This window comes from Massilia rubra (assembly GCF_011682065.1).
In the GTDB taxonomy this organism is placed as follows: domain Bacteria; phylum Pseudomonadota; class Gammaproteobacteria; order Burkholderiales; family Burkholderiaceae_D; genus Telluria_A; species Telluria_A rubra.
In genome coordinates this window covers 38,834-64,284 of sequence record NZ_VUYU01000002.1, presented here as the reverse complement: position 1 = coordinate 64,284, position 25,451 = coordinate 38,834, and the positions used below count along the sequence as shown (strand labels likewise).

The 25,451-nt window shown below is 65.9% G+C and carries 25 protein-coding genes; 20 read left to right on the top strand and 5 right to left on the bottom strand.

The features are described from left to right. Positions 1-2: 2 nt before the first annotated feature. The 10 genes from F0185_RS02880 (at position 3) to F0185_RS02835 (ending at position 9,949) form a co-directional block, all read left to right on the top strand. Positions 3-857, top strand: coding sequence for a hypothetical protein (locus tag F0185_RS02880; protein WP_167221437.1), 855 nt, complete (start codon positions 3-5; stop codon positions 855-857). Next, complete coding sequence (locus tag F0185_RS02875; RefSeq protein ID WP_167221435.1) at positions 847-2,172, top strand: YcaO-like family protein; 1,326 nt, start codon at positions 847-849, stop codon at positions 2,170-2,172. The genes F0185_RS02880 and F0185_RS02875 overlap by 11 nt, the downstream gene beginning before the upstream one ends. A gap of 85 nt (positions 2,173-2,257) precedes the next feature. Continuing rightward, positions 2,258-2,794 (top strand): hypothetical protein, encoded by a 537-nt coding sequence (locus F0185_RS02870; RefSeq protein ID WP_167221434.1) that lies wholly within the window; start codon positions 2,258-2,260, stop codon positions 2,792-2,794. Further along, positions 2,782-4,926 carry a nitroreductase family protein gene (locus F0185_RS02865; RefSeq protein ID WP_167221432.1) on the top strand — a complete coding sequence of 715 codons (2,145 nt, stop codon included), beginning with the start codon at positions 2,782-2,784 and terminating at the stop codon, positions 4,924-4,926. Before F0185_RS02870 ends, F0185_RS02865 begins: the two co-directional genes overlap by 13 nt. Next, entirely contained in the window at positions 4,923-5,555 is a 633-nt protein-coding gene (locus tag F0185_RS02860) for a zinc metalloprotease (protein WP_167221430.1), read from the top strand. Before F0185_RS02865 ends, F0185_RS02860 begins: the two co-directional genes overlap by 4 nt. Before the next feature lie 9 nt (positions 5,556-5,564). After that, positions 5,565-6,647, top strand: a complete 1,083-nt coding sequence (locus tag F0185_RS02855) for an efflux RND transporter periplasmic adaptor subunit (protein ID WP_167221428.1) — start codon at positions 5,565-5,567, stop codon at positions 6,645-6,647. Next, positions 6,644-7,372: an ABC transporter ATP-binding protein gene (locus tag F0185_RS02850; RefSeq protein ID WP_167221426.1), complete on the top strand. Its 729-nt coding sequence runs from the start codon at positions 6,644-6,646 to the stop codon at positions 7,370-7,372. The genes F0185_RS02855 and F0185_RS02850 overlap by 4 nt, the downstream gene beginning before the upstream one ends. Beyond that, on the top strand, positions 7,369-8,496 hold the full coding sequence (locus F0185_RS02845; RefSeq protein ID WP_167221424.1) for a hypothetical protein: 1,128 nt from the start codon (positions 7,369-7,371) through the stop codon (positions 8,494-8,496). The genes F0185_RS02850 and F0185_RS02845 overlap by 4 nt, the downstream gene beginning before the upstream one ends. A 26-nt stretch (positions 8,497-8,522) precedes the next feature. Continuing rightward, the gene (locus tag F0185_RS02840; protein ID WP_167221422.1) at positions 8,523-9,692 is read left to right on the top strand and encodes a hypothetical protein; all 1,170 of its coding nucleotides are present in this window, start codon (positions 8,523-8,525) and stop codon (positions 9,690-9,692) included. A gap of 11 nt (positions 9,693-9,703) precedes the next feature. After that, a complete protein-coding gene (locus tag F0185_RS02835; protein ID WP_167221421.1) occupies positions 9,704-9,949 on the top strand; it encodes a hypothetical protein in 246 nt (81 codons plus the stop codon). 134 nt (positions 9,950-10,083) lie between these two features. Here the strand turns inward: F0185_RS02835 and F0185_RS02830 are convergent, their stop codons facing one another. Beyond that, complete coding sequence (locus F0185_RS02830; RefSeq protein WP_223164436.1) at positions 10,084-10,203, bottom strand: phosphoribulokinase; 120 nt, start codon at positions 10,201-10,203, stop codon at positions 10,084-10,086. Next, complete coding sequence (locus F0185_RS02825; protein WP_229476731.1) at positions 10,200-10,385, bottom strand: recombinase family protein; 186 nt, start codon at positions 10,383-10,385, stop codon at positions 10,200-10,202. Before F0185_RS02825 ends, F0185_RS02830 begins: the two co-directional genes overlap by 4 nt. 215 nt (positions 10,386-10,600) lie before the next feature. On the opposite strand from F0185_RS02825, the gene F0185_RS02820 reads away from it, so the two are divergent. Beyond that, positions 10,601-11,014 (top strand): VOC family protein, encoded by a 414-nt coding sequence (locus F0185_RS02820; RefSeq protein ID WP_167221419.1) that lies wholly within the window; start codon positions 10,601-10,603, stop codon positions 11,012-11,014. A gap of 261 nt (positions 11,015-11,275) precedes the next feature. Here the strand turns inward: F0185_RS02820 and F0185_RS02815 are convergent, their stop codons facing one another. Further along, a complete protein-coding gene (locus tag F0185_RS02815; protein WP_167221417.1) occupies positions 11,276-11,710 on the bottom strand; it encodes a carboxymuconolactone decarboxylase family protein in 435 nt (144 codons plus the stop codon). A 90-nt stretch (positions 11,711-11,800) separates the two neighbouring features. On the opposite strand from F0185_RS02815, the gene sigJ reads away from it, so the two are divergent. The 4 genes from sigJ to F0185_RS02795 all read left to right on the top strand — a co-directional run bounded on the left by sigJ (position 11,801) and on the right by F0185_RS02795 (position 16,116). Next, complete coding sequence (gene sigJ / locus F0185_RS02810) at positions 11,801-12,670, top strand: RNA polymerase sigma factor SigJ (RefSeq protein ID WP_167221414.1); 870 nt, start codon at positions 11,801-11,803, stop codon at positions 12,668-12,670. Beyond that, positions 12,667-13,584: an AraC family transcriptional regulator gene (locus tag F0185_RS02805; RefSeq protein ID WP_370663965.1), complete on the top strand. Its 918-nt coding sequence runs from the start codon at positions 12,667-12,669 to the stop codon at positions 13,582-13,584. The genes sigJ and F0185_RS02805 overlap by 4 nt, the downstream gene beginning before the upstream one ends. A gap of 97 nt (positions 13,585-13,681) precedes the next feature. Then, positions 13,682-13,972: a putative quinol monooxygenase gene (locus F0185_RS02800; protein WP_167221412.1), complete on the top strand. Its 291-nt coding sequence runs from the start codon at positions 13,682-13,684 to the stop codon at positions 13,970-13,972. Positions 13,973-14,025: 53 nt separating this feature from the next. Then, on the top strand, positions 14,026-16,116 hold the full coding sequence (locus tag F0185_RS02795; protein ID WP_167221410.1) for a TonB-dependent receptor: 2,091 nt from the start codon (positions 14,026-14,028) through the stop codon (positions 16,114-16,116). 15 nt (positions 16,117-16,131) lie between these two features. Here the strand turns inward: F0185_RS02795 and ppnN are convergent, their stop codons facing one another. Beyond that, the gene (gene ppnN / locus F0185_RS02790; RefSeq protein WP_166885162.1) at positions 16,132-17,502 is read right to left on the bottom strand and encodes a nucleotide 5'-monophosphate nucleosidase PpnN; all 1,371 of its coding nucleotides are present in this window, start codon (positions 17,500-17,502) and stop codon (positions 16,132-16,134) included. Positions 17,503-17,756: 254 nt separating this feature from the next. On the opposite strand from ppnN, the gene F0185_RS02785 reads away from it, so the two are divergent. Beyond that, positions 17,757-19,289, top strand: a complete 1,533-nt coding sequence (locus F0185_RS02785; RefSeq protein WP_167221408.1) for a peptide MFS transporter — start codon at positions 17,757-17,759, stop codon at positions 19,287-19,289. A 48-nt stretch (positions 19,290-19,337) separates the two neighbouring features. Here the strand turns inward: F0185_RS02785 and F0185_RS02780 are convergent, their stop codons facing one another. Next, positions 19,338-20,240 carry a LysR substrate-binding domain-containing protein gene (locus tag F0185_RS02780; RefSeq protein ID WP_167221406.1) on the bottom strand — a complete coding sequence of 301 codons (903 nt, stop codon included), beginning with the start codon at positions 20,238-20,240 and terminating at the stop codon, positions 19,338-19,340. Between the two features lie 122 nt (positions 20,241-20,362). Between F0185_RS02780 and F0185_RS02775 the strand changes: the two genes are divergently transcribed. The 4 genes from F0185_RS02775 to F0185_RS02760 all read left to right on the top strand — a co-directional run bounded on the left by F0185_RS02775 (position 20,363) and on the right by F0185_RS02760 (position 25,428). Next, positions 20,363-21,274, top strand: coding sequence for an NAD(P)H-binding protein (locus tag F0185_RS02775; protein ID WP_370663964.1), 912 nt, complete (start codon positions 20,363-20,365; stop codon positions 21,272-21,274). A 70-nt stretch (positions 21,275-21,344) separates the two neighbouring features. Continuing rightward, a complete protein-coding gene (locus F0185_RS02770; protein WP_167221402.1) occupies positions 21,345-21,881 on the top strand; it encodes a sigma-70 family RNA polymerase sigma factor in 537 nt (178 codons plus the stop codon). After that, positions 21,878-22,894 (top strand): FecR family protein, encoded by a 1,017-nt coding sequence (locus tag F0185_RS02765; protein WP_167221400.1) that lies wholly within the window; start codon positions 21,878-21,880, stop codon positions 22,892-22,894. Before F0185_RS02770 ends, F0185_RS02765 begins: the two co-directional genes overlap by 4 nt. Before the next feature lie 77 nt (positions 22,895-22,971). Next, positions 22,972-25,428: a TonB-dependent siderophore receptor gene (locus F0185_RS02760; protein WP_167221398.1), complete on the top strand. Its 2,457-nt coding sequence runs from the start codon at positions 22,972-22,974 to the stop codon at positions 25,426-25,428. The last annotated feature ends 23 nt before the right edge of the window (positions 25,429-25,451 follow it).

Sequence of the window (25,451 nt, the reverse complement as noted above, 5' to 3'; positions counted from 1 at the left end):
CCATGCAGCCGCTTCCACTCGCCCACGCCTACGCGCTGCGGCTGCGCGCAGGACGCCAGAACAGCCTCCTGTCGCCGTTGCTGGCGCGCTTGCATGCCCTCCTGGCGGCGTTGCCGCACGCCCGCGTCGTCGCCATCCTGCGCAGCTTTGCCCAGCCCGCCAGCGAGGCGCAGGTCCTGGTTCACATGCCCGGATATTCGTCCCGCAACGCGCGCAATGTGCTGGTCGGATGGGCTGAAACGACGATCGACACACTCAACCATGAGCAACCCTGCCGCGCCCCCGAACTGCTCGGCCGGGGTCCGGCGCGCGACAGCGGCGCCCATCAAACGCTCGTGCGGTGCCAACCCGCGCACGCCGCGCTGTGGCTGGCAACGCACGCCGATGCGCGCACTGCCGCCACCTTGGTCGCGCTAAACGACCATCTGCCGCCCCTGCTGGTGGCCGACCCGGCGCTCTTGAAGACGGCCTTGCCGGCCGCCATGGCGGCGGCACTGGACATGCGCTGCCCGCCGCCGGCCGCCATGCTCTCGCCGCTGGTGTTTGCCAACACGCTGCCGGGCGCCCTGGTCGGGCAGATGCTGGCCCAATCCGACGCGCTGGAGCGTGATGGCCTGCTGGTGCGCGGCGCCAACTTGCCAGCTGCCGCGCTGCCCACGTTTCATCACCTGATAGGCGCACTCAGGCACGGTTTGGCCGCCAGCGGCGAGGGAACGAGCCGGTTCGACGTGCTGCGCTTGCTGCTGAACCAGCTGGGATTTGACGGATCCGAGTCGGACTATCTGATCCTGCTGGCGCTCCCGCCGCACGCACTGCGCGCCCTGCAACAGCACTGGAGGCGGCAGCATGCGCTTTGAAGCCTTGTGCGGGGCGTTCGGCGGGGTGTTGAGCATGCCCCGGTCCATCGTCCTGTCCAATTTTTCCGACCGAATTTTCCACAGCTACGGCTGCCATGCCGGCAACCTGAGCGCACTACTCCAGGGAGCGCGCACATACACTGGGGCGCCCCTCTGGAACACGTATCTCAGCGGCTGCGGCACCGACGTCGACCCCGAGCTGGCGCGCCTGAAGGCGGTGTGCGAAGCAGCGGAGCGGTATAGCTCGTGCATGTTGCTGGAGCATGAATATATGGTCGCCAGCGCCAACGAACTGGGCAAGGACGCGTTCAACTGGCCCACCCTGCCGAGCTTTTCCGAGGACGAACTGGCCTTGCCGGACCAGCCCTTCCACCCCTTCGACCCGGACGAGCCGATGCGCTGGGTCGAGGCTGTGAGCTTGAACACCGGCGACAAGAAATACGTGCCCGTCGTGATGAGTCACTTGTATCCGCGCGCGTGGACCAGCGAACGATTCTGGGCCGCGATTTCCACCGGCACCGCAGTCCACCACGATCCCGCCACCGCCCTGGTGACCGCGACTGCGGAAGTGCTGGAAAGGGATGCGATAGCACTGACGTGGCTGCTGCGCAGGCGGCTGCCGCAGATCGCCTTCGACAGCACCGACCTGGCGCACTTCGCGCCCGCCGTGCGCACCTTGCTCGAACAGGAAGATGAATACATGCTGTTCGACGCCACCACCGATGTCGGCTTGCCGACCGTGTATCTGCGGCGGCATCGTTCGTGCCACCCGCATGCGGCCAACCTTGTCACCTGCGCCAGCAGTTTCAGCTTCGCGGACGCGTGCTACAAGGCCTTGCGCGAGGTTGCAAGCTTGAGTTCCATCCTGGACACCGGCCAGCTGAACGTTCCCGCAAGCGCCGAGCAATGCGCGGACATCGAAGATGGCGCGGTGTACATGGCCCGGCCCGAACGCGCCCATGCGTTCGATTTCCTCGACGGGAGCGACCGGGTGCGCTTTTCCGACCTGCAAGCCGGACAGGCATTGCCGGACCACAGTCATGCAGGCGCCCAGCTGGCCTGGCTGAAACAACGCGCACAAGCGCTGGGCCACGAGATCCTGCTGCTGGAACTGAGCTCCGACGAGCTGCGCCAGGTCGGCCTGCGTGGTTTTCGCGCCCTGGTTCCCAGCCTGATGCCCATGAGTACGATCACCACCGCGCGCTACCTCGGCGCCGCGCGGCTGGCGCAATTCCACGCCTTCCTGATGGATCGCGGCGACATCGCGCCCGGCGCGGCCATGACGATCAACCCTTTTCCACAACCGTTTGCCTGACATGTCTACCTTTATCTACAGCGGCGAGTTCGGACGAAGCGTGGCAGGCTGCATTGCCCCCCGCCAGTCCGGGCAAGCGGCAACCATGCTCGAGCCCGCGCAGTGGCGCGCCTGCACCGGGCCGCTGGAAGGCCAGGTGTTTGCCCTGTTCTCCTCCTTGCGACTCGACCTGATGCAGGAAGCCGCGCAGCGCCTCGCCCCTTGCGCCAACCTGTTTACCTGCTTCGCGTTCGAGCGGCACGTGCTGCTGGCGCCGCCCTGCTCGCCCGATGGCATCTGCGCGCAGTGCTTTTGCAAACGCCTGCTGAGCCAGCCGCCAGAGCCGTATGGCGCCGAAACCCTGTTTTTCCTGGCCAAACTGGCGGCCCAGTCCGAAGCCGCGGAGTTCCGCGCTTATCCGGCCAGCCTGGTCGACCTGACGGCGCAATTGTGCCTGCTTCAGGAACGCGGCCTGCTGGCGCCCACCGACAGCCTGGCGATCGACAGCGCCAGTGGCGCGATTGTCAGCAGCGCCATCATGCCCGTGCACGGGTGTACCTGCCGTAGCCCGAGCCGCACCACCTGCGCCGGGCCGCAGCGTTTTGCCGCGTTTCATGGGGAACTGGGCACATGGCTAGCCTGACTCCCCGCTTCGCGCTCACCGGAGACGCCGAACTCGACGACGCGTTTCCCAGCCAGCCACGCTTGCTGGACGAGGTGGCGGTGGCCGCCATCGACGATACGCGCCTGATGTTGGTCGGCGGCCTGGGCGCGCCGGTCGTCGGGCGCCGTTTCGGGGCCCTGGACGTGCTGGCATTCCTGCGCCAGCTCGACGGCACGCGCACCGTGGAGGAACTGTGCGCCGATCATCTGGCGGGCGCGTACGAACGCAAGCGCCTGTTGTGCTGGCTTCAGCAGCACGGCTTGCTCGAACAGCCGGCCGCGCCCACGCCGGCGGCGCTCGATGCGCACACCGGCGCTTTCCTCGCCAAGGTCATGAACCAGACCCGCATCCACCAGCGCCGCAGCGACGCGGCCGCCGCCTTCCTGCGTCCGGTCAGCATGCTTGGGAGCGGCCGCTTCCGCCGCGAGCTGTCCCTGGCGCTGCGAGGATGCGGCTTGAACGTGGTCGACTGCATGCCGGGCGCGCCGCCCTGCCACATGACCATCGCCGTTCTCGACGGCACGACCGGGCTCGACAAGCAAGTGGCCCGCTTGCAGGCCGCCGGCGCCGCGGTGTTGCTGGTGTCCGTGCGCGCGCTGTCGCTCGATGTCGGGCCGCTGCTCGCGAACCGCGGTTGCTGCACGACGGCGTGCTACCGCGCCGCCGCCGGCGCCGTCGACGACGCTTGTCAGGCCGCCACCCTGCCGCTATGGGCGGGGATCGTGTGCAATGCCCTTGTGCTGCTCAACAGCGGCAGCACCCCCTTCTCGCTGCTGAACAATTTCATTCGCTACCAGCTCGACAACGGGCATCTCGGCTGCAGCACCCATCCCGTGGCGCGCCTGCATGCACTCGGCGACGCGCCCCACGCGATTGCCGCAGTGGACAGACCCGCATCGTTGCAGCGGCTGGAACGGCACAGCCGGGCCGCGGTTCCTCCGCGCCGCATGATCGGGGTGAAAAGTTATGAACAACATTATGCGCCGAAGAATATCCTCGCTGCCAAGCAGTTTCCGCTACCGCATGGCGATGCCGGCAAGGTCATTTCGATGGCCAGCGCCAGCCCGCCGCAGCGCTTGCTGCTGCAACTGGTCACGCGCGCCTTCGGCTATTGGAGCGATGCCGCCGGCAACCGGCGGCGAATCTGTCCGAGCGGCGGCAACCTGGGGGCCGCCGAGTGCATGGTCGTGTGGCGCGACCAGTCGAGGCGGCGTACCCGCCTGATGCGCTACGTGCCCGTCGTCGACTGGCTCGAGCCCCTTGCCGAAGCGTCCCTCGATGGCGCCGGCCAGGCCGAGTATGCCATCGTGTGCCTGGCAAACACCGAGAAAATCCGGCAAAAATACGGCGATTTCGGGCTCAGCCTCGGCCTGCTCGACAGCGGCTTCGGCGCCGCCTTTCTCCAGGCTGCCGCGTTGGCGGCCGGCCATGCGCTGACACCGACCTGCCAGCCGTTCGAAGCGCCCTGGCTGCGCGACATCGTCGAGCACCGCCGTCATTACTACAACTTCGCGTGGCGCGCCGATCTGCCTTGCGTTTCCGCCGCACCCATCGAATGGGACCGATTCGATCGCTTGCTGCGCCAACGCAGCGCGGCGCGCGATTGTTCCGAACTCGACCTCGCCGTGCCGGACATTGCCGCGCTGCTGAGGCAATCCCGCCCCCGGCCAGGCGACCGTGCGGCCGCCGCCTTAATGTCGAGCCTGCACCCAATCCTCGTGATCGAACGCGCCGGCGTGTGCGTCACCTACCAGTGGGCCGACGAGGGCAACTTGCTCCCGTGCCCCGGCAGTACCCTGTCGCGCGACGGACCGGACCAGGAGCTGCTATCCCAGCGCAATCTCAGCCAGGCGGCGGGCCGTCTTTTCATGCTGGCCGACCTGTCGCGCGTGCTCCATACGCACGGGCCGGCCGGCCATGACCAGTTGCTGGTCTTGATCGGCCAATGGATCGGCAGCTTCTGGCTGGCCATCGAGTCCCGGCGCCTGCGCGGCTGTCCGGCCGGTGCGGCGGTCGAAAGCGACTTGCTGACCCATCTCCCGCCATCGTGCGCTCACCTGTTCAACCTGTTCGCGTTCACGTTCGGCAACGCCCCGGAGACCACGCAATGACTTCCATGCGCTTGCGTTTGTATGCCGCCTGGCTGGTCCTGGCCTTGTTAAGCGCCTGGCACATCACGCTGTCGCTGGCGTTTTTCCTGCAGTTGCCCCTGGCCGAACTGCCCCGTATCGCCCTTGGCGCCCTGGTACGCAGCGCGGTGCCGGTGGTGGCGCTTGCCGGCTTGCTGGCATGGATCGCCGTGCATGAGCTGGCGCACGCCACAGCCGCCCGCTGGTGCGGCGTGCGCGACGGCCGGATTCGTTGGTCCGCCGCGCTGCCGGCCTTTCACGCCCCGGCCCAGGCCTCGCTCGAACGCAGCGATACGCGCTTTTTGATCCTCAGCGCCGGCCCGCTGCTGGACATGCTCTGTTCGCTGTGCCTGGCCATCGCGACAACCCTGGCGCCGCCTGCGCAGGCAGCCACGCTCCAGGGACTGTTTGTCGTCAGCTTGCTGGTCGGATTGCCAAACTGCTGCATGCTGACACGCGCCGACATGCAACAGGGCATCCGCCAGTTCCGCCTGTTGTGCCGCTGGCGTTGGCCGGCAGCCGTGTACGGCGCCGTGTCGCTCGTCTACGCCGGGGTCGTGCTGCTGATGGCGGTCAAGCTTCTCCTGCACTCCCGTCCCGGCATCGTGTAAAGGCCACTTATGCAAACAACACCAAACCGCCATGACGACCAGGCGCGATCGGAGCAGCAGCAAGCCTTGCACAGCCTCGTGCAGCACAGCGCGCAGGAAGCACCGGCCGGCCATCCCTCCAGGCGCGCGCTCGCGTGGGCGGCGGCGCTGGCCGTCGCCGTCATCGCCGCTGCGGGATACTGGCAGCGCGCGGGGGCGCCCGTCGCGCCGGCCGTCCCCGCGCCCCCCCGCCCCGCCCCGCCCGCCGCGAGCGATCCCGCTGGCGCCGGCCTGAAGATGTCCGGCTTTTTCTCCGCCCACGAAATGGTGCAGATCTCCGCCACGGTCCTGGCGCGGGTAAAGACGATACGGGTCAGCGAAGGCAGTACGGTCAAGAAGGGAGAGCTCCTGGTAGAACTGAGCAATATGCGGGGCGACAACGATGTCCGCTCGGCGGAACAGCGGCTGGCCGCCGAGCGGCTCGCATCGCAGAAAGCCGCGCTCGACGTGCGCCAGGCGCGCGACGAACAGCAGCGCCAGTCCAGCCTGATGGCGCGCGGCTTCGGCACCCGCAAGGCCATGTCCGAAGCCGACCTGCGGGTCGAGCAGGCCGTACTGGAACTGAGCCGCTCACGCAGCAATATCGGCGACGCCCTCGCCAACCTGGACGGCTTTCGCGAAACCCAGCGCGAGTACGCCATCCGCGCCCCGTTTTCCGGCGTGGTGGTGGCGCAGAACGCGCGCGTCGGCGAAGTCGTCTCGCCCACCAACGGCGGCAGCTATATCCGCAGCGGCTTGCTGTCCCTGCTCAATCCCGCCACCCTCGAAGTGCATGTGTCGGTACAGGAGCGCTTGCTTCCGCAATTGCAGCGCGCCGGTTGCGCGCTGGTGTCGTCGCTGGCGCAGCCGGACCAGATTCACGCGCTGCCGTTCCGGCTCGACCGGATCGGCAGCACCGCCGACCGCCAGCGCGGCGCGGTCAACGCCATCCTGGTCCCGCTACACCCGATCCGCGTGTTGCCCATCCTTGAAACGAGCGCCGACGTGCAGTTCGTCGGCGCCGGCGACAGCCGTTGCGCAACGCCTCCCCTCCTCACCCACCAGAACCCATGAACCACGCCACCATCGACACCCCCTCCCAGGGCACGCAGGCCGCCCATCCGTTCATGCAGGCGCACGGCATCTGCAAGTCGTTCCAGTCGGCCGCCGGCAGGGAGACCATCCTGGGCGCCGTGCAGCTCAGCGTCGGCCTGGGCGAGGTGCTGGCGATCACGGCCCCGTCGGGCGCCGGCAAGAGCACGCTGCTCAAGATCCTCGGCACCCTGGAAAAGCCCGACGCCGGCACCCTGTGCTGCGGCGGTGAAATGGTCGACTTTCGCAATGGCCGCCAACTGGCGCAACTGCGCGCGCGCAGCATCGGCTTCGTCTTTCAACGCTTCAACCTGGTGCCCTTCCTGACTGCCCAGGAAAATGTCGAACTGCCCCTCAAGCTGCGGCGCATGGCGCGCCAGCACAGGCGGCGCCAGGCGCAGGCGGCGCTGGCGCTGATGGGCCTGGAGCCGAAGCGCATGGCCATGCCCGCCACGCTTTCCGGCGGCGAGCAGCAACGGGTGGCCATTGCGCGCGCCATCGTCGGGGCGCCGTCGCTCCTGCTGTGCGACGAACCCACCGGGAGCCTGGGAGAGGAGGCGGGACAGCAGATATTCGAGTTGCTCTGCACCTTCGCCCAGGCGCATCGGCGCGCAGTGGTGCTCGTCACGCATAACGAGTCGCTCGCGCGCCAGGCCACGCGGCGCCTGTATCTGCATAACGGCGCGCTCCAGGGACTTGCGCCATGATCGGCCTGCTCCTTCGCCACCGCGCCCTTGCCGCCAGCCTGGCAACCCTGGCCGTGCTGTTGGCCACGTGTACCGCTTTGCTTGCTGGCAATTCCTACTGGCATCCGCGCTTTGTCAAGACGGACGACCGCTTGCTCACAGTGAGCAACGCCCTCTCCCCATCGAACCTGCTGCCGCGTACCTATATCGCGCGCATCCAGGCTTGGCCGGGGGTCGCCAGCGTGACCGAGTACAGTTCGGTCGCCCTGTTCCTGGCAAATGAGCGGCAAGTATTCACCGGGGTGATCGTCGACAAGGACCAGGTTGCCGCCACCTTTCCCCGCCTCGGGGCGGACAGCGCCACCATTGCGCGCTGGCAGCAACGGCGCGACGCCGTACTGGTCAGCGCCGCCCTGCTGGAAAAACAGCAGCTTGCGGTCGGCAATATGGTCGCCGCGCGCCTGTTTTCGGGCGACGCCGAAAACAATCAGGAGTTCTACATCGCCGGGACCTTCGGCGCCGACAATGAATTGAAATGCACGACCTGCGTCATGCTCGGGCGTGATTTCGCCGACCTCGCCCTGCCCACCTATCGCGCGGTGGTCGCAAGTTTTCACGTGCGCCTGCGCGAGCACGTGGACAAGGCCAAGGCGCGGCGCGCGCTCGACACCCTGTTTGCCCACGACACCCCGGCTACCCGCAGCACCGATTTCCTGCCGGCCGCATCCGGTTTCATGAACGACCTGATCGACCTGCGCCAGCTGGTGTATATCGCCTTTTGCATGACCCTGGCGGCAGCGCTGTTGCTGCCTGCACTGTGCAGCAACATGCTTGCCCTTCATTACCGGACCAGCCTGGCGCTGTTGCTGGTGGTCGGACAGCGCAAGCTTCCCTTGCTGTTCCAGGCAATGCGCCTGGCGCTCGCTGCCGGCCTGCTGATCGGCGCGGGCGGCTTCGTGCTGGCGTTCGGGACCGGCAGCTACCTGTTCGACAACCTGCTCTGGCTGCGCATCGAAGTGCCGGCGGCAGCGCTGCAGGCGGCGGCGGCGGCCGGCACCCTGGTCGCGCTGTCGGCCTGGACCGCGGTGAGCTCCGTGATCGCCCGCCTTGACGTCAATGACCTGTTCAGCGACACCCTCGATTGAGCGCCACCGCCATGTCCGGATCCGCCATGTTGACCTCCTCCCTGCGTCAGACTCCCATGATGTTCGGGCTCTGGCTGCGCAGCTACCGCCGCAGCCCGCTGCGCCTGGCCCTGGTCATGATCAGCATCTGCGCCAGCGCCCTGACGTTTGTCACGGGAATGAACCTGTCGGACGCGCTCGACCAGGCCAAGCCGGCGGCGCCCGCAAACGCCTATCTGATGCTGGCGGCCGGCGCGGGCACGGAAGCGCGCAGCTTCCTGCCGCTTTCCGCCTACGAACAGCTGCGCACCGGCTTTTCGGCCTCGCCGGCCTTGCGCGGCAAAGCGCTGCACGCGGCGCTGGTCCTGCCTGCCGACATCGTGCTGGGCGAGCGGGATGGGGATCGGGTGCCCACCCTGATGCGCGGCTTGCCGGCCGATGACGCCGGCGGCCTGGCCGGGCTGACCTTGATGGAAGGACGCTTGCCCCTGCCGGGCCGGCGCGAGCTGCTGCTGAGCCCTGCGCTGGACGCCTGGATTGCAGGGCGCAAGGCCGGCCCCGTGCTGAAACTGGGGCACGTCGAGTGGCGCGTCGTCGGGGTCGCGCAACGTGCGGGCGTGAGCCGGGAGGTGGAGATGTACAGTACCTTGCCGGCCTTGCAGCAGCACTTCGAGGTCAGCGATATTGTCAGCTCCATCAGCATGACGCTCGATCCCGTCCAACTGGCCGAGGTGCGCCGCCTGAGCGAGCAAGTCGAAGGTATCCGCGTCGACCTGCTGCGACTGAACGACTATGGCGGCCGCTTCGTGGCCCACCTTCAGTCGCAACTGAACAAATTCTGGATCGCCTTTCAGGTATTGACGGTAACCTGCACCGGCTTCGGCATCTATACGATCGCCCTGGCCCTGGAGATCGAGCGCGACAGGGTGCGCCAGATCGTGCTGCAGCTTGGCTACCTGCCGCTCGCAGTGCGCCTCGGAGAACTCGCCGAAGGATGTGCGATCGGCATTCTCGCGGCCGGCCTGGCGCTGCTGCTGTACGCCTTGCTTTGCCACAATTTGCAGCTGCAAAGCCTGCTGCCGTCGGGCGCGATCAGCATCGGTTTGCCCGCGTCGCCCTCGGGCGTGGTGCCGACCCTGATCATGGGCGCCGCGGTCGGCGCCTGCACCTTCGCCTGGCTACCGGCGCAGCGTGCGTCCCAGGATCGCCCACGTTAAGGAGAATCGCCATGTCGTCCAAATCACGCGCCAGCCTGCTGGGAATCATTCTCGGCAGCATTTTTGGTCTGGGAGGTTTGTTCAGCGGTATCTATTTCGGGATTATCGTGCCGCTGCGCGACAATCCCGGCGCCGACAAACTTCCGATGCCGCTCATTGCCATCAGCATATTGCTGCTGCTCGCCTTGAGCGGCTACATCATTGTCATGCTGGTCAGCCGCGCCCGCAGGCGCCGCGATCGCCCGCCCGAGTGGTGATGGGGGCGGGCAAGCCCGGCGCCTGCATAAACGGCCGCCGGCGACCCCACCCTATTTCTAGTGTCCTGAGTTAGAAATGGGCCGTGCTCGCATTTGACGCCCGATTTCGGCTCGAATTAACTGCAAATGAGGGCTCATATCGGCAAGCCCGCCGCCAGCATGCGCTCGCGGATCTCGGCCGTCCGCTTCGGTTCGAGCTGATTGCTGAACATCGCGCGAATCTCCACCGCCTTGGCATCGAATTGCTCGCTCATGTCCTTGAGCCGATAGCCGTGGCGCGCCAGCGTCGGCTCCAGGTCGTCGAGCTGGCCGCGCTGCGCGTGTCGATGGGCTGCCCGGTCGCCTTGAGGGTGACGCCGCGCTCCTTCAGCGTGTGCACGATGTCTTGCAAATCCTTGATGCTGCGCGCCAGGCGGTCGATTCTCGTCACGACCAGCGTGTCGCCCCGCCGCAGGAAAGCGAGCAGCGTCTCCAGTTCGGGGCGGCCGGCGCGGCGGGTGGCGGGAATCGAACAGGACAGTGCCGGACCAGCTATGTCTACCGCAGGGCTTGCGGTATATGCATTGTTAATGTCTTGTCATTAACGCTGTACGCATGTACAGTTCATCTGCGTCAATCGCACACAACAATCTACCTCAGGAGTAACTCACCATGCTTGACCACATGACTTTCCGCGTGACCGATATTGGTCGTGCTAAAGCGTTTTACAGCGCGGCACTTGCGCCATTGGGCTACAGCGTATGCTTCGAAGGCAACTACGGCGCGAACATGTTGGGGTTTGCTTACCCTGACGCCTCTGAGCCTGACGGCAAAAAAGCCGATGTATGGTTCATCGATGGCCCATCACCATACGAGGGCCCATCAGCGACTACCGGCTGCCACCTGGCATGGCGAGCAGAGGATCGTGCGCAAGTGGATGCTTTTTACCTTGCAGCGATCACCGCCGGAGGAAAAGACAATGGCGCCCCTGGCCTCCGCCCGGACTATCACCCTAACTACTATGGTGCCTTTGTCATTGATTTAGAAGGCAACAACATTGAAGCAGTGTGCCACCAACCAGGATGAGTAGCGCTCGGTGATTACGCGTGAACGGCCGGGTATTCAGACTGCCGAAAACGCCGAGCGCATTCGGGGCGCAGGAAGTGCAGACATGGACCTTTGTTTGCAAATAGCGCGAGCACGTTGTCATTGAATGCAAGCAGCGCCGTCGATTGCAAGCTCATTTGCAGATAGCGTGAGCATGGAGGTCCCGTCATTGGCAGTTAATTCGAGCCGAAATCGGCATCGAATGCGAGCACGTCCGGTTTAAAGTGCGGGCCGCTACACCTATTCAGGCATCTTGGCAAACCCCACCGCCATGCGGTTCCATCCATTGATCGTCGAAATCAACAGCGTCAGATCAACCATCTCTTCCGCGCTGAACTGCGCTGCCAGCGCCGCGTAGCTCTCGCCGGTGTCCGGCTGCTGCGCCAGGCGCGTCATGGTCTCGGTCCACGCCAGCGCGGCCCGTTCGCGCGGCGTGAAGAACGGCGTCTCGCGCCATACCGACACCGCATGCAGGCGCCGTGCGGTCTCGCCGCCATTGGCCGCATCGGTCGCGTGCATGTCCACGCAAAACGCGCAGCCATTGATCTGCGAACTGCGCAGGCGCACCAGTTCGGCCAGCGGCTTGTCGATGCTCGACGTGGCGATATACTGCTCGAGCGCCATCCAGGCCTTGATGGCGTTCGGCGAGGCGGTCATAAAATTGATGCGTTCCATGCTGATTCCTTTTTGGTGAGATTGATTGTCTGGCCTTACAATCATTAGACGAACCTGTCGCAACGTTTGTGACAGCTTTCCCGAAAAAGAATGAACGACACCTTCACCACCCAGTTTCACCAGGTCCGTGGGCGCCTGTTCGGCATTGCCTACCGCATGCTCGGCTCGCGCGCCGACGCCGACGACGCCGTGCAGGACGCGTGGCTGCGCTGGAACGCCAGCGACAGCCGCGCCACGCTGGCGAGCAGCGACGCCTGGCTGGTCACCGTCGTCACGCGCCTGTGCATCGACCGTTTGCGCAGCGCCATGCTTGACCGCGACGCCTACATCGGCCCGTGGCTGGCCGAACCGATCGTCACCCGCGCCGCCGACCTGCCCGAGTCGCGCCTGGAACTGGCCGGCGACATCTCGATGGCCTTCATGCTGATGCTCGAGCGCCTCGGTCCCGAGGAACGCGCGGTGTTCCTGCTGCACGAGGTATTCGACTGCGACTACGCCGACATCGCCAGCGCCGTCGGCAAGACCGAAGCGGCCTGCCGCCAGCTGCTGCACCGCGCGCGCGAACGGGTGCGCGCCGACAAGCCGCGCTTTTCGGTCAGCGCCGAAACGCACATGGCCTTGCTGGAACGCTTCGTGACGGCCGCGCAAAGCGGCGAGCGCGCGCAGCTGGCGCAGCTGTTCGCGCCGGACGCCACCTTCCGCGCCGACGGCGGCGGCAAGGTCTCGGCCACCATCAACGTGGTGCGCGGGGCCGACAAGATCGCCCGCTTCTACGAAAGCATGGCGCGCAAGTACGGCGCTGCGACGACGTTCGAGCATGCCACCATCAACGGCCAGCCTGGCCTGCTGCGCCTGGTCGACGGCAAGCTCGATTCGACCATGTCGTTCGAGATGGACGATGGCAAAATCAGCGCCATCTACGTGGTGCGCAATCCCGACAAACTGGTGCGCGCAGCGTGAATACCGACGCCGTTTCAACGCCCCTGGCGCGCCTGCGCGAGATGGTCGCCGCACGCGCCGTGAACGAAGGGCGCACCGATTCGATCTGGCCGGGCTTGCGCTACTACCGCTTTTCGACCCCGCTGCGCTACGACAAAACCCAGACGCTGGCGCCGGGCGTCGTCATCGTGCTCCAGGGCCGCAAGAGCGCCCGCCTGGGCGCGATCACGCTCGCCTACGATGACATGAGCTGCCTCGTGCTGGGCGCCGAAACACGCTGCGAAGGCACCGTGGTCGAGGCCAGTGCGGGCCGGCCCTACCTCGCGATCCACATGGACCTGGCGCCGGACCTGCTGGTGAAGACCTTCGTCGCGCTGGCCGACGCCGCTCCCGCCCCGGACGCGCAGGCGAGCCCGAACTATGTCGCGCCGGTCGACGAGCGCGTGCTCGACGCCTTCACGCGGCTGCTGCCGGCGACCGACCACGCCATCGACCGCGCCACCATCGCCCCGCTCATCGTCGAAGAAATCATCGTGCGCCTGCTCAGGTCCGCGGCGGCAAGCGCCATCCGCGACGCCGCCGCCATCAAGCGCTCGGCCGCCCGCATCCACCAGGCGATGCAGCTGATACAGCAGCACTTCCGCCGTCCGCTGGACATTGCCGAACTGGCCGGCGCGGTGGCGATGAGCCCCTCGCACTTCGCCCACACCTTCCGCGAGGTGGCCGGGCTGGCGCCGATGCATTTTTTGCGCAATACGCGCCTCGACGCGGCGCGCGCGCTGCTGCTGGCCGGCGGCAGGCGTGCCGGCGAGGTGGCCGCCCTGACAGGCTTCGACAGCGCCGCGCACTTTACGCGCGAATTCAAGCGCCGCTACGGCGCGCCGCCGGCGCAGTATGCCCGCCAGCTCGCAAGTTCGCAGCCACAGTCAATATAGACGCAGGAGGGGCGCTGGCGGCGCGGCGCGCGAGCGCCTATCGTATGCACACGGCCGAAGCACGGCCGCATTCCCCACTATGCAAAGCGACGCAACCATGACAGGCACCACCTTTATCATCACCTTCACCACCCGGCCCGAGGCGGCATCCGGGCTGCGCGCGATCCTCAACGGCGTCAAGCGCGACCTGCCCAGCGTTGCCGGCTGCCGTGGCGTAAACATCTTTTGCGCCAGCGACGACCCGGCCGTATTCACGCTGGTCGAGCAATGGGACAGCGAACAGGCCCACAAGGCGCACATCGGGACCCTGGCCGCCTCCGGTGGATGGGACGCGATTGCCGCCTGCTTGCGCGAGCCGCCGTCGGGCCGCTACGCCAGCGAACTATAGGCATTCGATCCAACATCCGCCCGTTGACCGCGCAGAAACGTTAAAATGTCGTCATGCATTTCGATCAAGCCTCCCTGCCCAGGACAACCCTCTCCCTGATCCTGTTCGGGCTCGTCGCGCTGCCGGCGCAAGCGCGCGCCGAAGAACCGGAGGTGGCGACGGTGACCGTCACGGGCAAGAAGGCGCCGGTCGTCAAAAAGCTCGACAAGACCGTGTACGACGTGTCCAACATGCCGAGGGCGGCCAACGGCAGCGCCCAGGACGTGCTGCAGTCGACACCCGAGATCGCGGTGACGGCCGACGGCCAGATCTCGGTCAAGGGCAACGCCAGGGTCACGGTGCTGGTAGACGGCAAGCCGACGGCGATGATGTCGGGCGATGAGCGGGCGGTGGCGCTGCAGACCATGAGCGGCGCCGATATCGCCAGCATCGAAGTGATCACCAATCCCTCCGCCGCCTACAACGCCAATGGCGGCGCGATCCTCAATATCGTCCTGAAGCGCAACCGCAAGCCGGGTGCGCACGCGCAGATGCAGGCCAGCGCCGCCGACCATGGCTTGTGGAATGTGAGCACGTCGGGCGACCTGACCAGAAAACAGCTCAGCGTCCACGGCAAGCTGGCGTACCGGCGCGACGGCACGCAAAAATTCCGGCAGTCGGCAGTCGACTGGAATAATCCCCTCAGCGGCCAAACCGGAGCGACGCTGCAAACGTCCGAGGTCTTCGTGCGGCGCAAAGTCCACAGCGCGGCGCTGGGCCTCGATTACGCCCTCAGCGACACCGATAGCCTGGCCCTGTCGGCGAAATACAACGAGCGCGCCTCGCGGCCCCTGCTCGATACGCTCAACGTGGCGCGCGACGGCGCCGGCCGGCGCGTCTATCATCGCATCTCCTACGGGCCCAACGAGCAGGCCGACGACAGCGCCAGCCTCGGTTACAGCCGCCAGGACAAAGGCAGCGCGCTCAAGGCCATGGTCCAGCGCAGCACGACAACAGGGCTGATCGACAAGTCGTTCAGCGACGTCTTCGTCGAACCGGAGCGCGCCACCGGCTACAGTCGCGGCGCCACCAGGTCGGCGCGCCGCCTCAACCAGGCCACCCTCGACTGGACCCGCGCCAGCGCGCACGGCCAGTGGGGCATGGGCGTCGATCTCCAGGACGAGGTCAACGACCTCGATAACTATCAGGCTGCCGTCGATCGTTCGACGGGCGCCGAAACGCCCGATCCGGCTACCACCAACGGCTACGCCGTGGCGACAACGCTGGGCGCCATCTATCTCACCGACCAGCTCAGGCGGGGAAACTGGGAAGCGCTGCTGGGTGGACGCCTCGAGCGCATGGCGCTGCGGGTCAGTCCGGCCCAGGGCCTCGTGCAACGAAGCCGTTGGCAAGCCTTCAATCCCAGCCTGCACGTGAAGTACGCCGCCAGCGACAAAACCGACCTGACATTGAATTACCGCCGCAGCCTGCAACGGCCCGATCCCCGCGACCTCAATCCCTTCAGCACCTACGTCGATGCGCAAAACCTCAGCCGCGGCAATCCCGGCCTCACACCGCAGCGCCTCGATTCATGGGAGATCGGCGCCAACACCGAGGCGGCGCAGTGGAGCGCCAGCGTCAATGCCTTCTACCGCACCAGCGGCGATACGGTGGCCGATGCGCGCAGTTTTGCCGACAATGTGCTGGTGACGTCGAAACAGAATGGTGGGCAGGCGCGTTCGACCGGCGTTACCGGCTCGCTCGACTGGACGCCCGAAGCGGCGCTGCGCTTCGGCGTGGACGGCGGCGTGTATCGGGTGGCCTTGTCGACGCCCGATCTGCATGGCACGGTGCGCCAGGACGATATCGCCGGCTATGTGAACCTGCGGGCCGCCTACAGCGCCGGGGCGGACGACGTGGCGCTCGACGCGCACGGCCAGTCGGCCGCCATCACACCGCTCGGCCGGCAGGGACCGACCAGCAGCGTGAACCTGAGCTGGAAGCGCCAGTTGAGCAAGACGCTCAGCGTGACCGTCAGCGCCAGCGATCTGTTCGATGGCGCCAAGCGCAGCTACCGCACCGACGCCAGCACCTTCCGCCAGGCTGGCTTCGATCATTTCGTCGCGCGCCGCATTGCTGTCGGCTTTGTCAAAAAGCTCGACTGACGCGCACGATGCGGCTTACGTAATGACGCGATAGCAAGGCGTGTACGCCTTGCCCGGCAACTTCATCCGGCTCTGCGCCACGAATGACGCCAGCAGCGCATCCATCGGCCCCATGATGGCGGCGTCGCCGTGGATTTCGAAGTGGCCGAATTTTTCGATCGCGCGAATGCCTTCGTCCTTGACGTTACCGGCCACCACGCCCGAAAACGCGCGCCGCAGGTTGGCCGCCAGCAGGTGCTTTTCCTGGTTCTTGTGCAGCGACAGGTTGCGCATGTTTTCGTGCGTCGGCCGGAACGGGCGCTGGAATTCCTCGTCGATCTTGAGCAGCCAGTTGAAATAATAGGCATCGCTGCGCGACTTGCGGAATTCGCGCACCTGGCGGATCCCCAGCTGCATCTCCTTGGCCACCATTTCCGGATCGTCGATGATGATCTTGTAGCGCTTCTGCGCTTCCTCGCCCAGCGTATCGGCGATGAACTGGTTAATCTGGATGAAATAGTCGCGCGCCGTTTCCGGACCGGTAAAAATGAGCGGATACGGCATGTCGGCGTTATCTGGATGGAGCAGGATGCCGAGGATGTACAAGATCTCTTCGGCGGTGCCGGCGCCGCCCGGGAACACGATGATCCCGTGCCCGGTGCGCACAAACGCTTCCAGCCGCTTTTCGATATCGGGCATGATCACCAGGTCGTTGACGATCGGGTTCGGCGACTCGGCCGCGATAATGCCCGGTTCCGAAATGCCCAGGTAACGCCCGCCAGCCAGGCGCTGCTTGGCGTGCCCGATGGTGGCGCCCTTCATCGGCCCTTTCATCGCGCCCGGGCCGCAGCCGGTGCAGATGTCGAGGTCGCGCAATCCCATCTGGTAGCCGACTTCCTTCGAATAGTTGTATTCGATCCGGTTGATCGAGTGCCCGCCCCAGCACACCACCAGGTTCGGATTGCGCTGCGGTTGCAGCACATTGGCGTTGCGCAGGATGTGGAACACCGAATCGGTGATCCCTTCCGTGCGCGACATGTCGAACTTGGGATTGTCGGTCACTTCACTGCTGATGAAGATAATATCGCGCAGTACCGCGAACAGGTGCTCGTGGATCCCCTTGATCATTTTGCCATCGACGAACGCGATCGCGGGGGCGCCCTTGATCTCCAGCTTGATGCCGCGTTCGCGCTGTACGATGCTGATTTCAAAGGATTTATAACGTTCCAACAGCTCTTTTCCATCGTCGATGGTGCTGCCGCAGTTCAGCACCGCCAGCGCGCAATTGCGGAAGATTTGATACAGGCCGCCCTGGCTGGTGTCGAGCAGTTTGAAGACTTCGGCTTTCGACAGCACTTCGAGCTGGCCTTCTGGCGAAATCAGGGTATCGACAACGTCGTGTTCCATAGTACAAATCCTTTTCGATTCGGTGTAACAAACAAGCCTGCCATGCCAATATACGACAACTCGCCGCTCTTGGGGGACACAACTGTGGCTGTGCTTGCGCAGCCTCGTTTCTTGCATTAATTAGCACATCCGGCAAAAATTCGCTGAGCATAGTCGATTTACATTAAAATGCGACCCTATTGGAAAACCGGGGTCACGAGCCGCGGTCGGCCATATGATTTATCCAACCATAACCATAATTCAGGAGAAACCGCATGAGCGGTGCCGCTACCCCACCCAACCAGGAAGTCGTAATCCCGGAATTCAAGCAGATCTTCGGTCATCCGAGTCCGCTCTGGATGTTGTTCATGACCGAATTCTGGGAACGTTTTGCGTTCTACGGTATTCGCTGGGCGCTCGTGCTATATATAGTCACGCAGTTCTACGGCGGCGACGCCAGCGGCCAGCAGGCGGCCAACCTCACCTATGGTTCCTACCTCGCGCTGGTGTACGCCGGCGCCGTCTTCGGCGGCTATGTGGCCGACAAAGTCATCGGCTACCAGCGCTCGATCCTGATCGGCGCCGCCTTCATGGCCGCCGGCCTGTTCGCCATCACCTTGCCGAATGAAGATATCTTCAAGCTGGGCCTGGCCACCATCATCGTCGGTAACGGCCTGTTCAAACCGAACATCTCGACCATGGTCGGCAAGCTCTATACGCTGGACGACCCGCGCCGCGATTCCGGCTTCACCATTTTCTACATGGGCATCAATGCCGGCGCTTTCCTGGCCCCGATCTTTACCCAGATCCTGGCCCAGAAAGTGTTCAACACCGGCGACATCCCGGCCTACAAGGTCGTGTTCTTCGCTTCCGGTATCGGCATGGTCATCAGCCTGGTCTGGTTCTTCTTCGGCCGCGCCACCCTCAAGGGCATCGGCGCGCCACCGGCGGAGGACAACAGCCCGAAGCGCATGATCATGGTGGTCGCCGGCGCGCTGCTGGTTATTCCAGTCATGTTCTTCCTGCTCAAGGCCGGCGCCGGCAATCTGCAGGTGGTCCTGACCATCCTGTTCCTGATCCTGGCCGGCATGCTGATCGCCGAAGGTATCCGCGACGGCAAAATCGCGCGCGACAAGACCTTTGCGATGATGATCATCTTCGCCTTCAACATCCTGTTCTGGATGTTCTTCGAACAGGCCGGCAGCTCGTTCACCTTCCTGGCCGAGAGCATCGTCGACCGCAAGGACGCGCTCTCCTTCATCACCGCGCCGTTCGGCATGACAGAATTCCCGACCGCCTGGTTCCAGAGCGTGAACTCGGTCGCCATCATCGCCTGCGCTCCGCTGATCGCGTGGGTCTGGGTCGCCATGGGCGACGTCAACCCATCGATTCCGCGCAAATTCGGCCTCGGGATCATCTTCAACGGCCTCGCCTTCGGCCTGCTGATGTACGCACTAACCAAGCTGGTCGATCCGACCTACGGCAAGATCCCGTTCTGGACCCTGTTCGCGGTCTACTGGGTGCAGTCGATCGGTGAGCTGTGCCTGTCCCCGATCGGCCTGTCGATGGTCACCAAGCTCGCCCCTACCCGCCTGGTTGGCCTGGGCATGGGCGGCTGGTTCCTCTCGACCGGTATCGGCAACAACCTGTCGGGCATTTTCGCCAGCCATGTCAGCGGCGAGTCGGGCATGTCGATCCAGTCGGCGCTGTCCGGCTACACCCAGGGTTTCATGTGGCTGATGATCGGCGGCGTGCTGCTGTTCCTGCTCGCACCATTGATCCAGAAGCTGATGCACGGCGTGAAGTAAGCGCGCCAGCACCATGAACAACGGCGGCCCGCGGGCCGCCGTTGTCGTTTACATGCCCTGGTCCAGGGCGCGCTGCATCTCGTTCATCTCGGCCACCAGCCAGGCGCGGAAACGCTGCACCTTGGGCATGTTCTCCTTGCTGCGGTTGACCATGAAGCGGTAGCCGCTGCCGAACGGCGCGCTGCGGCAGCTGATCTGCCGCAGCGACCCTTTCAGGATATCCTGGAACGCGATCCCGTACGCCACCAGCGCAATGCCCTGCCCCGCCACCGCCGCCTGCGCCAGCACGCCCCAGTGGCTGTAGCCGCGCGAGAAATCGTATTTACCCTTCAATGCCTTGTTCTCGTTGAGCAGCTGCAGCCACGACTCGGTCGAATTTTCGTACAGGAGCGGAAAATTGGGCAGGTCGGCCAGGGTCAGTTCGGCCTGGCCGGGCGCGAGCAGCTCGGGACTGTAGACGGCGATCAGGCGCTCGCGGAACAGCAGCGCCGGATCACCATCGCTCACCGGGCCGTAGCGCACCGCCACGTCGCTGCTGTCGTCTTCCAGGTCGACCGGCGCATCGTTCGAATCGAGCCGGATATCGAGTTCCGGATACAGCTTGGTGAACCGGTGCATGCGCGGCACCAGCCACTTGATGGCGAACGAATGGGTGGTCGAGATGCGCAGCACCGACTCCTCGTCGCCGCCTTGCAGCGCGCCCACCTTGGCGCGCAGTTCGGCCAGCATGCGCCCCACCACCACCGCCAGTTCCTGCCCCTTGGCGGTCAGGGTCACATGGCGCGCGTGGCGGATGAACAGGGCAAAGCCGAGGTTTTCTTCGAGCTGCTTGACCTGCTGGCTGATCGCCGCCGGGGTCTTGTGCAGCTCCTGGGCCGCCAGCTTGAAACTGCCCCAACGCGCCGCGCAGTCGAAGTCGACCAGGCCGGACAGTGTGCGAAGCGGCTTCATGCATATCCCATGAATAAGTTTTTCTTGCTCATCGGTTCAATTTTTCTCGGTTGTTGAATCGCCATACTAAGCAGAAAATATACTGAGATCAACAAGGGAATGCAATGCGCAAGAATATATTGGTGATAGGCGGTACCCGCTATTTCGGCAAGCTGCTGGTGCAGCGCTTGCTCAACGCGGGACACCAGGTAACGATCGCCACGCGCGGGCACACCCCCGACCCGTTCGGCGCGCGCATCGCCCGCATCAAGGTCGACCGCCGCAACGAGCACGCCATGCGCGCCGCCTTCGCCGCCAGCGCCGGCTACGACATCGTGTACGACCAGATGTGCTACAGCCCGGTGGACGCGGCGATCGCCGTCAAGGTCTTCGCCGGCAAGGTCAAGCGCTACATCGTCGCCTCCACCATCGACGTCTACCGCGAGCTGCTCGGCCAGCAGGTGGCGCCGTTCGCGGAAAGCGATATCAATATGCTGGCGCAGCCGATCGACACCCGCTATCCGTGGCACGACCCCACGCTGGCCACCGAAAGCTACGTGGCCGGCAAGCTGCAGGCCGAAGCGTACCTGTACCGCGACGGCTCGCTGCCGCTGGTCACGGTCCGCATCGGCCACGTGCTGGCCGGGGCCGAAGACTTCACCGGACGCCTGGCCCACTACGTCGACCTGGTGCGCCAGCGCGCGCCGCTGCGCTACGCCAACGCGGCCGCCGCCAGTTCCTTCATGAGCGCCCAGGGCACCAGCAACTTTTTGCTGTGGGCCGGCGCCCAGGAGTTTGTCGGCCCGGTCAATGCGGCGTGCGAGGGCGGCTTGTCGGCCTTCGACCTGGTCCAGCGCATCGGCATGCTGCTCGAGGTGCCGGTGCGCGCCTTGCCGGCCAAGCCGGACGTGGCGGCCGGCGAACTCAGTCCCTTCGACTACCCGGCTCCCTACCTGATGAACACCGCGCGCGCCGCCCAACTGGGCTACCGCTTCGGCCACAGCGACGACTGGCTCGACCACCTGATCCTGCAGCACGACCTGGCCTTCGTCTGACGCAGGTTGCGCTTCGCCGGCCCGCCCGCCTATAATGCGAATAATTCTTATTCTCTTTTAGGTGATGGTCATGTCGGCGGCCGAGTCAATTCCGCAACAGCACGCCCAGGCGGTGCATGCACTGTATGGCGCGCACCATCGCTGGCTGTTCGGCTGGCTGCGCAACAAACTGGGCTGCGCCCACAATGCGGCCGACGTGGCGCACGACACCTTCTTGCGCATCATCGCCTCGCGCGACGCCCTGCTCGGGGTCGAACAGCCGCGCGCCTGGCTGGCCACCACCGCCAAGCGCCTGATCGTCGACCGCGCGCGCCGCCAGGCGCTGGAACAAAGCTACCTGGCCGAACTGGCCTTGCTGGCCGAGGTCCTGCCCTGTTACCCCTCGCCCGACGAGACCTTGATGGCCTTGCAGGCGCTCGACCAGATCGGCGCCGCCCTGCAAGCGCTGTCCGCCAAAGCGCGCGAAGCGTTCTTGCTGCACTACCTAGACCAGCAGTCGCACGCCGCCATCGCCACCCGGCTCGGCGTATCGACCCGCATGGTGCGCAAATACCTGGTGCAGGCGCTGCTGGCCTGCCGCGCGCATTGCCCGGCCATGACCGCATGAGGCGCGCCAACCCACGCTCCGACCCGCTCGCCGCAAGGGCGGCCGCCTGGATCGTCCGTCTCACCGGCGACGACAACGCCGAGCGCGCCCGCGCGCACGCCGGCTTTGCCGCCTGGAAGGCGGCCGACCCGCGCCACGCCGCCGCCGCCGCCGGCATGGAACGCCTGCTCGGCCAGGTCGACGCCTTGCGCGGACACGCCGGCGGCAGCACCCGGCCGGCCCGCGCCGCCTTGGCAACGGTGCCGGCCGGGCGCGCGCGCGCTAAACGCGCCGGCGCCGCCGTGGCGCTGGCCCTGGCCGCGCTGGCCCTGCCGGCCTGGCTGACCCTGCACGCCTGGCCGCCCGCGTATTTGCTGGCCGACGTGCGCGCGGGCGCCGGCCAGTGGCACAGCCGCACCTTGCCGGACGGCAGCCGCATCACCCTGCATGGCGCCAGCGCCGTCAACCTCCACTTCGACGAACGTCGCCGCACGGTCGAACTGGTGCGGGGAGACATCCTGGTCGAGGTCGCCAAGGACCCCGGCCGCCCCTTCGTGGTCGAAACGCCGCAAGGCAGCATCCGCGCGCTCGGCACCCGCTTCACCGTCGCGCGCGGCGAGCAGGCCACCGTATTGAGCATGCTCGAGTCGCGCGTGGCGGTGCGCAGCGCCGCCGGCACGCAGGCCAAGGCCGGGGCCGAGGCCATCGTCGGCGCCGGCCAGCGTGTCGCCATCGACGCGGCCGGGGTGCACGCTCCCGAGCCGATCGACCCGGCCGCCATCGACGACGCCTGGCGCCTGCACCAGCTGGTGGTCAGCGACCGGCCGCTGGGCGAAGTGCTGGAGCAACTGAACCGGCACCGGCGCGGACAGATCCGCTACGACCCGGCCCGGCTCGATGGCATCCGCGTGTCCGCCGTACTGCCGCTGGACGACACCGACCGCGCCCTGCGACTGCTGCAGGCGAGCTTTCCGCAACTGCGGGTGCGCACGCTCACCGCCTGGCTGGTGCTGGTCGATACAAAAACCGACTAACTTTTTTCGCCAGGCGGTTCCGCTTGGGGGTTTTCATTCGTCATGTCAATGAAACCCACCTACAAGGAAGCATCGACATGTCCACCAGCACCTCTCCGCGCCGCCTGCGCACCTCCACCCTCGCCGTCCAGCTCGTCTGCGGCGCCCTGCTCAGCGCCGGCCCCGCCCTGCACGCCCAGGCCCAGGTCCAGGAACGCCAGTACACGATTGCCGCCGGTCCGCTGGCCGACGCCCTGAACCGCTACGCCCAGCTGGCCGGCGCCGCCATCGTGCTCGACGCCGAAAAGGTGCGGGGCTTGCGCACCGAAGGCCTGGCCGGCAGCCACGGCGTCGAACAAGGGTTTGCGATCTTGCTGCGCGGCACTGGCTACGCGCTCGGCAAGTCGGCCGCCGGCTATGTGCTGGTGCCGGCCCCGGCCGCTTCCGCACCCCCTCCCGCCCCAACCGGCGCGGCCCAGACCATGGACGAAATCAAGGTCAGCGCGCGGGCCACGCCCGGCCCGACCACCGAAGGCAGCAACGCCTACACCAGCAACCGGGTCACCCTGGGCAAGGGCGACCTGGCGCTCAAGGACATGCCGCAGTCGGTCAGTGTGCTCACGCGCGAACAGATGGACGACCAGGGCCTGACCGACCTGATGGACGCGGCCAACAGCGTCACCGGCGTGGTCGGCGTCAAGGGCGTGGGGCAAGGCATGGTGATCAATGCGCGCGGCTTCCAGATCGATTCCTGGCAATACGACGGCGTGCCGATCCCGCGCAATACTTATGTGCTGGGCAACTGGGGCACCGAGGGCCTGGCCTACTTCGACCGCATCGAAGTGCTGCGCGGCGCGGCCGGCTTACTGCAAGGCACCGGCAGCCCGGGCGGCGCGGTCAACCTGGTGCGCAAGCGCGGCCAGGCCGAGCGCACCGTCGCGCTCAGCGCCAAAGCCGGTTCCTGGAGCCACGCCGGCGCCCAGCTCGACGCCGGCGGCCCCCTGAACGAGGCCGGCACCCTGCGCGCCCGCGTGGTTGCCGACCTCGACCGCGCCGATTCCTTTATCGATTACGTGTGGGAACGCAACCACGCCCTGTACGCCGCGCTCGACTACGACATCACTGCCGACACCACGCTCGGCCTGGCCGTCAGCCAGACCGACAACCGCTCGCGCCCGATGGTGCGCGGCCTGCCGCGCTATCCGGACGGGGCCGACATCGGCCTGGCGCGCTCCACCTTCGTCGGGGCCGGCTGGAACCGCGCCGAAATCGGGCAAACCACCGTCTATGCCGACCTCAGCCACCGCTTCAACGCCAACTGGCGGGTCAAGGCCGCCGCCGTCCACATGGACGAAAGCAACAGCTCGGTCCACCAGCGCATGCACGGCGACGTGGCCACCGATGGCAGCGGCTTGACCTATGCCGATTGGGCCACCGATTTCAACTCGGCCAAGCTGGGCGCGGACGTGTACCTGAACGGGGCCTTCGACGCAGCCGGCATGCGCCACGACGTCATGCTGGGAGCCAATTACTCCAAATACACGTCGGATGATCGCTACGCGCGCACCTTCAACCCGGGCGGCAATATCTTCAACATTGACCACGATCGCGCCTGGGTCGACTTCGACATCCTGCAGGCGCGCAACAACGGCGGCACCTACGCCAGCTACGACGTGCGCCAGAAAGGCGTGTACGGCAGCTGGCGCGCCAGGGTGGGCGCGGCGCTGACCGTCATCGGCGGCGCGCGCGTAAGCTGGTACGAGGAACTCTACCGCCTGCGGCGCGACAACTACCGCAGCACGGTGACGGCCTCCGGCAAAGTGACGCCCTACGCCGGCCTGGTCTACGCGCTCGACAAGCAATGGTCGGCCTACGCCAGCTACACCAGCGTCTTCGAAACGCAGTCCGCGCGCAGCGTCAGCGGCCAGATGCTCGAACCCATCAACGGCGGCAACGTCGAACTTGGCGTCAAGGGCGAGCTGATGGACGGCCGGGTCAACACCTCGCTGGCCATGTTCCGCTACGACCACAAGAACCGCGCCGTGGCCGATTATGCCGCCGGTTTCGCCTGCGACGGCTGGTATTGCTCCAAGGCCAGCGGCAAGGTGCGCAGCCAGGGCGTGGAAGCCGAGGCCAGCGGCGAAGTCTTGCCCGGCTTGCAACTGTCGGCCGGCTACACCTGGAACCCGACCAAGTTCCTCGAAGACGCCGATAACAAGGGCAAGATCTTCAGCCAGTGGACACCAAGGCACATGCTGCGCGCATGGAGCCGCTACCAGTTGCCGGGCGCCTGGAACAAGCTCAGCGTCGGCGCGGGTTTCAGCGCCCAGAGCAATTCGATCGGCTACGAACGCACCTTCAAGGTGCCCGGCTACACCGTATGGAACGCGCGCCTGGCTTACCAGCTGAACCCGCAGCTCGCGCTGGCCTTGAATGTCAACAACCTGTTCGACAAGCGCTACTACATTCCCGCCTTCAACCAAGCCGATGGCAACAATGACTATGGCAGTCCGCGCAGCGTCATGTTCACCATCAAGTACACACCCGCCCTGTAAACATGATACTAAGTCCCAAGCAG